Source organism: Streptomyces africanus, assembly GCF_002150735.1.
Lineage (GTDB): Bacteria > Actinomycetota > Actinomycetes > Streptomycetales > Streptomycetaceae > Streptomyces > Streptomyces africanus.
In genome coordinates this window covers 1-7,262 of sequence record NZ_MUKA01000138.1, presented here as the reverse complement: position 1 = coordinate 7,262, position 7,262 = coordinate 1, and the positions used below count along the sequence as shown (strand labels likewise).

The 7,262-nt window shown below is 72.7% G+C and carries 8 protein-coding genes; 5 read left to right on the top strand and 3 right to left on the bottom strand.

What is annotated here, in order from left to right; all coding sequences use genetic code 11:
* Positions 1 to 21: 21 nt before the first annotated feature.
* From CCL05_RS18795 to CCL05_RS18785, 3 genes are all read right to left on the bottom strand, one after another.
* Complete coding sequence (locus tag CCL05_RS18795) at positions 22 to 585, bottom strand: hemerythrin domain-containing protein (RefSeq protein ID WP_086561657.1); 564 nt, start codon at positions 583 to 585, stop codon at positions 22 to 24.
* A 76-nt stretch (positions 586 to 661) separates the two neighbouring features.
* The gene (locus CCL05_RS18790; RefSeq protein WP_086561656.1) at positions 662 to 1,195 is read right to left on the bottom strand and encodes a DoxX family protein; all 534 of its coding nucleotides are present in this window, start codon (positions 1,193 to 1,195) and stop codon (positions 662 to 664) included.
* 63 nt (positions 1,196 to 1,258) lie between these two features.
* On the bottom strand, positions 1,259 to 2,443 hold the full coding sequence (locus CCL05_RS18785; RefSeq protein ID WP_086561655.1) for an amidohydrolase: 1,185 nt from the start codon (positions 2,441 to 2,443) through the stop codon (positions 1,259 to 1,261).
* Between the two features lie 212 nt (positions 2,444 to 2,655).
* Between CCL05_RS18785 and CCL05_RS18780 the strand changes: the two genes are divergently transcribed.
* From CCL05_RS18780 to CCL05_RS18760, 5 genes are all read left to right on the top strand, one after another.
* Positions 2,656 to 4,119 (top strand): aminotransferase class I/II-fold pyridoxal phosphate-dependent enzyme, encoded by a 1,464-nt coding sequence (locus CCL05_RS18780; protein ID WP_086561654.1) that lies wholly within the window; start codon positions 2,656 to 2,658, stop codon positions 4,117 to 4,119.
* 160 nt (positions 4,120 to 4,279) lie between these two features.
* The gene (locus CCL05_RS18775; protein ID WP_086561653.1) at positions 4,280 to 4,468 is read left to right on the top strand and encodes a hypothetical protein; all 189 of its coding nucleotides are present in this window, start codon (positions 4,280 to 4,282) and stop codon (positions 4,466 to 4,468) included.
* Positions 4,469 to 4,488: 20 nt separating this feature from the next.
* Positions 4,489 to 5,184, top strand: a complete 696-nt coding sequence (locus tag CCL05_RS18770; protein WP_086561652.1) for a hypothetical protein — start codon at positions 4,489 to 4,491, stop codon at positions 5,182 to 5,184.
* Positions 5,181 to 6,143 carry a DUF6895 family protein gene (locus tag CCL05_RS18765; RefSeq protein ID WP_086561651.1) on the top strand — a complete coding sequence of 321 codons (963 nt, stop codon included), beginning with the start codon at positions 5,181 to 5,183 and terminating at the stop codon, positions 6,141 to 6,143. Before CCL05_RS18770 ends, CCL05_RS18765 begins: the two co-directional genes overlap by 4 nt.
* Complete coding sequence (locus CCL05_RS18760; RefSeq protein WP_086561650.1) at positions 6,140 to 7,057, top strand: DUF6895 family protein; 918 nt, start codon at positions 6,140 to 6,142, stop codon at positions 7,055 to 7,057. Before CCL05_RS18765 ends, CCL05_RS18760 begins: the two co-directional genes overlap by 4 nt.
* The last annotated feature ends 205 nt before the right edge of the window (positions 7,058 to 7,262 follow it).

The following is a 7,262-nucleotide window of genomic DNA, read 5'->3' as shown; positions in this document are numbered from 1 at the left end:
GGGCCCTTCTCGCTGTCTTGTCTACCCGGACTTGCCGCGCCCGGTCAGCGCGTCGCGCAGCCGGTCCACCATCCCGGTGCCCGGAGCCAGGAGCTTGTTCGCCGGAGGCTTGTCGGGGGCGGCCGGGTGCGGCCGGGTCGGGGCGGTCTTCTTCGCCTTCCGGACCTTGTCGCCCAGCTCGTTGAGCGCGTCCATCGGACAGGCCTGCCGCAGCGCCGGGAAGAGGTTGCCCTCCTCGTCGGCGATGTGCGAGCGGATCTCGCTCATCAGCGTGCCCATCAGCCGGTCGAACTCGGGGTCGCCCGGGTCGCAGCCCTCCAGGTCCTTCATGATCTGCTCGGCCGTGGCGTGGTCCTGGAGCTCCTGGTCGGCGAGGGCGTCACCGCCTGCCACGTGCTCGCGCACGGCCGGATAGAGGTAGGCCTCCTCGGCCACCGAGTGCCGCACCAGCTCGATCGTGACCTGGTCCGCGTACATCTTGCGGTCCTTGTGACCGGACGGCAGGCCCTCGATCTTGCCGAACATCTCCTCGACTTCGCGGTGATCGGTCACCAGCTCGTCGATGACGTTTCCTCCGTGTCCCATGTCCTTCACCTCCAGCCCCCGGGTCCCCAGGGCCCCAGGGGGCTAACGCGCGGTTGGATTGCCCCCCGCCGATGCGTCAGGCCGGGAGCTTGGCCCGCACACGCCCGGCCGCCGCGGCCGGGCCCGTGGTGGCACGGATGGAGCGCCGCACCAGACCCGCGTCCCGCCGCAGGTCACGGGCGGCATGGCTGCCGCGCCACAGCACCGAGGGGCGGGCGCCGGTGTCGTCCGCGGCGATCAGCAGCCCGCCCAGCATGGACATGTTCTTGAAGAAGTGGATCCGCTGCTGGGCCCGCTCCGAGGGATCCTCGGCCTCCCAGAAGCGGTGTCCCGCCAGCGTCGTCGGCACCAGCGTGGCCGCGATGGCCAGCGCGGCCGGACGCGGCATGCGCCCGGTGGCCAGCATCAGCCCGGCCACGACCTGCACGGCGCCGTTGAGCCGTACGACCTGCTCGGTGCGGTCGGGCAGTGCCGAGACGCGTTCGGTGACCGGTTGGACGACAGGCTCGGCGGCCGGGGCGACGGTCTCCGGGTCGCGGACGGAGTTCAGGCCGCCCGTGAGGAACATCGAGGCCAGCATGGGACGGCCGAGCACGCGCAACAGACTCATGGCCCTCTCCAGGGTGTCGGTGGGTACAGCGCTCGCCGGGTTCCCCACCCGGGACGGAAGCACTCACCCGGTTCGCGCCGCGCGGTGCCGCGCCCAGGCCTCCTCGCGCAGCTCCTCGGACAGCAGGATGTCCACGGCGGTGCACGCGAGGGCCTGCGTGGCGGCGACCAGCACCTCGCGGGCCCGGGGCGAGGCGGCGGCCTCGGTGAACTCCGGGGTGTGGTCGGAGCCGTCCTCGTCCATGATTGCGACGAACGGGTGGATGGCGGGCACCCGCGCACTGACGTTCCCGATGTCGGACGACCCCAGGTACACGCCCGGCACCGGCGGTGACAGCGGGATCCCGGCGCGGGACAGATGCGCGGCGAACCGCTCGGACAGCGTCTCGCTGTCCCGGAAGTGCTCGTAGCGCACGGTGGCCCGCTCCACCTCGGCGCTCGTACCCGTGGCCCGGGCCACACCGCCGGCACACTCCCGCAACTGCTCCGTGAGCTCCTCCAGCGCCGGCGTCGTGGCCGCGCGCAGACCGAACAGGCCTTCGGCGTACTCCGGGACGATGTTCGTGGCGATGCCGCCCTGGGTGACGATGCCCTGCACGTGCGAGCCCTCCGGCAGCCGCCGCCCCAGTACGGCCAGCACGTTGAACAGCTCCACCAGCGCCGCGAGCGCGTCGACGCCCTCCGCCGGATTCCCGGTGGGGTGCGCGGCCCGGCCGTGGAAGGCCACCCGGTACTGCACCTGCGCGGTCAGCGGTGCCCGTACCCAGCTGTGGACGCCCGGATGGAACATCAGCGCCGCGTCGACGCCGTCGAACACCCCGGCCTCCACCTCCAGGGCCTTGCCGCCCCCGCCCTCCTCGGCGGGCGTGCCCACCGCCAGTACCGTCCCCGCGGTCGCTTCCGCCACGGCGCTCACCGCCAGCGCGGCTCCCAGGCCCGCCGCCGCGATGAGGTTGTGGCCGCACGCGTGGCCGAGGCCGGGCAGGGCGTCGTACTCCAGCAGCAGTGCCACGGCGGGCCGGCCCCGGCCCGAGCGCGCGGTGAACGCCGTCGGCATCCCCGCCACCCCGCGCTCCACGAGGAAACCGGCCCGCTCCAGCTCGCCCGACAGCAGAGCGGCCGCCCGGTGTTCGGCGAAGGCGTACTCGGGCTCGGCGTGCAGCCGCGAGGCCACGCCCCACAACGCGTCGGCCCGCGCCACCACCTCCTCACGAACGGTCTGGTGTACGTCGTCGAGCGTGCGCTCCACAGGGGCCTCCCCGGCGTCGGCTGCGATGAGTCCCCGACCGGGTTTCACCGCCGGGTGCGGCGACACGCGCGGCGTATCCGGGCCGTGAGGCGGTGCCCCTGGGCGGTGGCGTTTCGACCGGTGCGGGAGTGCAACACGGTCGGTGTACCCGCCGGGCCACGACAGCGTGGACGCCGCGGCGGCGGCCGGGCGGGCCGGACCTGGGAGGAACCATGGACCACTCGCGCGTGCCGGTCCTGGAGGCGCTGGAGGACTTCCGGCGCCGCGGCGACATCGCCTACGGCCCACCGGGCCACAAACAGGGCAGGGGAGTGGACCCCCGGGTGGCCGGGATCGTCGGGCTCGACGTGTTCCGCTCCGACGTGCTCTCCCTCAACGGCCTCGACGACCGCCGCCAGTCGCAGGGCGTCCTCAGCCGGGCCCAGGAGCTCATGGCCGACGCGGTCGGCGCCGAGCACGCGTTCTTCTCCACCTGCGGCAGCTCCCTGTCCGTGAAGACCGCCATGCTGGCCGTGGCCGGCCCGGGCGAGAAGCTGCTGCTCTCGCGCAACGCCCACAAGTCCGTCATCGCGGCCGTCGTCGTCAACGGCGTCGAGCCGATCTGGGTGCACCCGAAGTTCGACACCGAACGGCACGTGGCCCACCCGCCCGAGCCCGATGACGTCCGCCGTCGCCTGCGGGAACACCCGGACGCCAAGGGCATGCTGCTCATCACCCCGACCGACTGGGGCTCCTGCGCGGACATCGGGGGAGTGGCCAGGGTGTGCCACGAGTTCGGTGTGCCCGTCATCGTCGACGAGGCCTGGGGCGCCCACCTGCCGTTCCACCCCGCTCTGCCCGCCTGGGGCATGGACGCCGAGGCCGACCTGGTGGTGACCAGCGTGCACAAGATGGGCGGGGCCGTGGAACAGAGCTCCGTCTTCCACCTCCAGTACGACCGCGTCTCGCCCGAGGTCCTGAAACAGCGGGAGGACCTGCTCGGCACCACCAGCGCCTCCTCCCTCGTGTACGCCACGCTCGACGGCTGGCGCCGCCAGATGGTCGAACAGGGATACGAGCTCCTGGAAGCGGCCATCCGCCGGGCCGAACGCGTCCGGGCGGTGGTCGCCGACCTGCCGGGTCTGCGGCCCATGGGCCGGGAGGTCGTGGAGGAGGGGCTCGCCGCCGACCTCGATCCGCTCAAGCTCGTCATCGACGTACGGAAGCTCGGCATCAGCGGGATGCAGGCCGCGGAGTGGCTGCGCACCCACCGCCACGTGGACGTCGGCGGCTCGGACACCTGCCGTATCAGCGCCTCCATCACCCATGCGGACGACGACCGGACCGAGACGGTCCTGGTGGACGCCCTGGCCGCGCTCGTCGAGCGGGCGGACACCATCGAGCGGCGGCCACCGGTCCACCTGCCCGAGCCCTCGGCGCTGGAGCTGGAGCAGGCGATGCTGCCCCGCGAGGCGTTCTTCGCCCCGGTCGAGCACGTGCCCGCCGAGCGGGCAGCGGGACGGATCGCCGCGGAGATGATCAGCCCCTACCCGCCGGGCGTGCCCGTGGTGGCACCCGGCGAGGTCATCACCGACGAGGTCCTGGACTACCTGCGCAGCGGTGCCGATCACGGCGTCCTCATCCCTGACGCGGCGGACTCCTCCGTGCGCACCCTGCGGGTCGTGGCACGGGGCTGAGCCGCACCTGAGCTTCCTGCGCCAATCAGCGGAAGCGCTGTAACCCATGTGAGAGATGTTGAATATGTGATGGAAATAAACTCATGGGTAAGTTGGCATGATTTGTCCCCATCAGGTGCACTAGAGGAGAAAGCATCCGCTTCTCCAAGGAGATGGTGCAATGACTTCCACCGAGAAGTTCACCGAAGAACTGACGGGCATCCAGAGTGCCGACATCGAGGCGGCACTCGACCCGGCAGAAACCGACGGTATCTACCGCGACAGCCGTGAGTGCGCCGCACTCGCGCTGTTCAAGGGTGGATTCGGTCTGCTCCTTTCGCCGCCCACCCCGCGCCCCAAGAAGGGTTGAGTGGATCGACTGGAGTGACCATGGAGCAGTCAGGCACTTCGTCCCTCTTGCAGGACGCGGTGCAGGAACTCGCTTCCGGCGTGGTCTCCGCTCTTCGGAGCGGAGACCACGCTCGTGCGGCCGCCCCTGCGGCCGCCGACGGGGGAGCGCAGGGCCTCACCCTCGCGGCCGTACGTGTGCTGGGAGCCGACGCGCTGCTGCCGAGCACCCTTCTGCACGTCCCGCCCCTGCCCGACGAACTCGCCCGGTTCCGGCAGGCCGTGGAGGCCTACCCGCCCGGCGCCGGCGCCGCACCCACCGTCGCGTGGAGCCACTGGGCCATGCGGCGTACGCTGCGCCGGCTCGACCCGGGCCGCGCCGACGGCCCGGACGACGAACCCGACGCCACCTGGCTGGAGGGCGCCACCTGGCACGTCCTGACACACCAGCTCGCGGTGCTGGCCCCCCTCGCCCTGCCCGGCGAGGACTGCGCGGTCGCCCGCGCGGCCGGGCAGCGTCCGGTCGACGTCGCCCGGGGTTTCGTGCGCGCGGTACGCCGCAGGGACTGGCGGCAGGCGGCCGGCGCCGGACGCTGGCTGACCCTCCTGGAGGGCGTTCCGCGGACGCTGGGACTCGAGAACGGCCTGGACTTCGTGGAGCTGATGGGCGGTCAGGACCCGCTCGTGGCGCTACAGGTGCGGGCGGCGCGGCTGACACGGGCGGGAGCGTTCGTGTGAGCAGGTCACGGGGGACACGGCAGGTCGCCGAGGACGCCCTGGCGTGGGTGTCCGCCAGGCGCGCGCAGTTCGCACTGGGTGAGGACGCGCTGGCCGCGGACGGGCAGGTGAACCGCAGCTGGAAGCCGCTCGGGGAACTGGCCCAGGTGTGCGCGACCGTGTCCCGGCACACCGCGCCCCCGGATCCGCTCCACGCGTGCGCGGCCGACCTGATGGCCTTCGCGTGGCAGCAGACCGGCCGGGGCGAGCTGTTCGTGCGCCTGCAGCGTCTGGAGCCCTTCGCCACCTACCCGTTGGAGGTGTACGCCGCCATGGCCGCGGCGGGCCTGCGGCACCCCGGCTACGAGGCGGCCACCGCCACGGTGGCCCGCACCCGCAGCTGGCGGCTGACCGAGCAGGAGCCCACCCGGCGGCTCGGCGTCCTGAACGCCGAGACCCGCAGCGGCATCCGGGAATCCGACGGCATGCCGCAGGCACTGCGGCGCACCTGGCTGGCCGGGCTGCCCGAGCCCTGGACCTTCGAGGCGTCCTCGGGTTACTCCCTCACCCATGTGGTCTTCCACCTGACCGACTGGGGACGCGCCGGGCCCGCGGGCCTGCCGCCGGACCTGGCCGACTACCTCGCCGACTGGCTGCCGCCCTGGCTCGACACGTGCCTGGACGCCGGGATGTGGGACCTCGGCTGCGAGCTGCTGGCCGTGGCGGCGAGCCTGCCCCTGCTGCCCGACCGCGATCTCCTCGACGAAGCCTGGGCGCGGATCGCGGCCGTACAGCACCCCTCCGGCGCGGTCCCGGAGCAGGGGAGCGGCACGGGCCAGGACAGCGGGCCGGACTTCCTCTCCCACTACCACCCCACCCTCATGGCCGCCTTCGCGGCGACCCTGACCATCGGGCGGCTCGACGACGGAGCCCGGGCGGGCACGCACCACCGGCCGGGCGGACAAGGAGTGCTGGGATGACCGACACCCGCCTGATCCACAACGTCGGAGCCGGCGCGCTGGAATGGCTGTGGGCCCACCGCGACGGATTCCAGCTCGAACCCGACGTCGACCCGGAGGTCGGCTTCCTGGAGCGCTTCAAACCCATCGGCGAACTCGCCATGATCTGCAAGGTGCTCTTCCGCGAGGGTGTCGCGGGATCGCGTCAGGCGCAGCTGGCCCGGCAACTCCTCGACCACGCCTGGCGCGAGACCCTGGACGGCGGCCGCATGCTGGTGCGCGGGCAGCTCACGGAGCCGATGTCCCCCATCCCGTTCGAGGTGTACCTGCCCTTCAAGGAACTCGGCTACAGCCAGCCCGAGATCGAGCGGGCGGCAGTCCTGAACCACCGGCTGGACAGCTGGGTGGCGTTCGAGGCGACCCCCACCCGGCGACTCGGTCTCTCCGCGTTCCAGCGCCGGTTCGGTCTCACGCCCAGGCCGCCGGAAGCCGAACTGAGGGACACGACCTGGCTGGCCCGCACCCCCGAACCCTGGACCGTGGAAGGGCACATCGCCTACGACGTCACGCACAACGTCTTCCACCTGACCGACTGGGGGGAGAGGCCGGACGGCCTGCCGCCCGGCACCGCGGACTACCTCGCGACCTGGCTGCCGGTCTGGATCGACGACTGGCTGGACCTCGAACGCTGGGACCTGCTCGGCGAACTGCTGGTGGTCGACGCCTGCCTGCCCTGCCCCACCCTGGACGAACGGGCATGGGAGGGCTTCGCCGCCGCGCAGCAGCCCGACGGGGCCATGCCCGCCCTGCGGACGATGCCCGAGGGCGCCCCCGACGAGGTGTTCGACATCGTCTACCACCCGACCCTGGTCGCCGCCTACGCCTCCGTCCTGGCCACCTCCCGCTCCCTGTCCCGGCTGGCCCAGGCCTCATGACGCCCCGTCGGCACACACCTTGGCCCGGCGAACCGCTCGACGAGGCCGGGGCGCCGGCTCCGCACGCCGGACCGGCGGACGACGTGCCGCCCCCGTGGGACACGACGACGGACGAGGACCCAACGGCCCCGCACGACACACCGGGGGGCTGGGCCCCGGGGCCGGGTGCCCGGTCGGGGGACGAGTCGTCGTCCTTGTGGGGCAC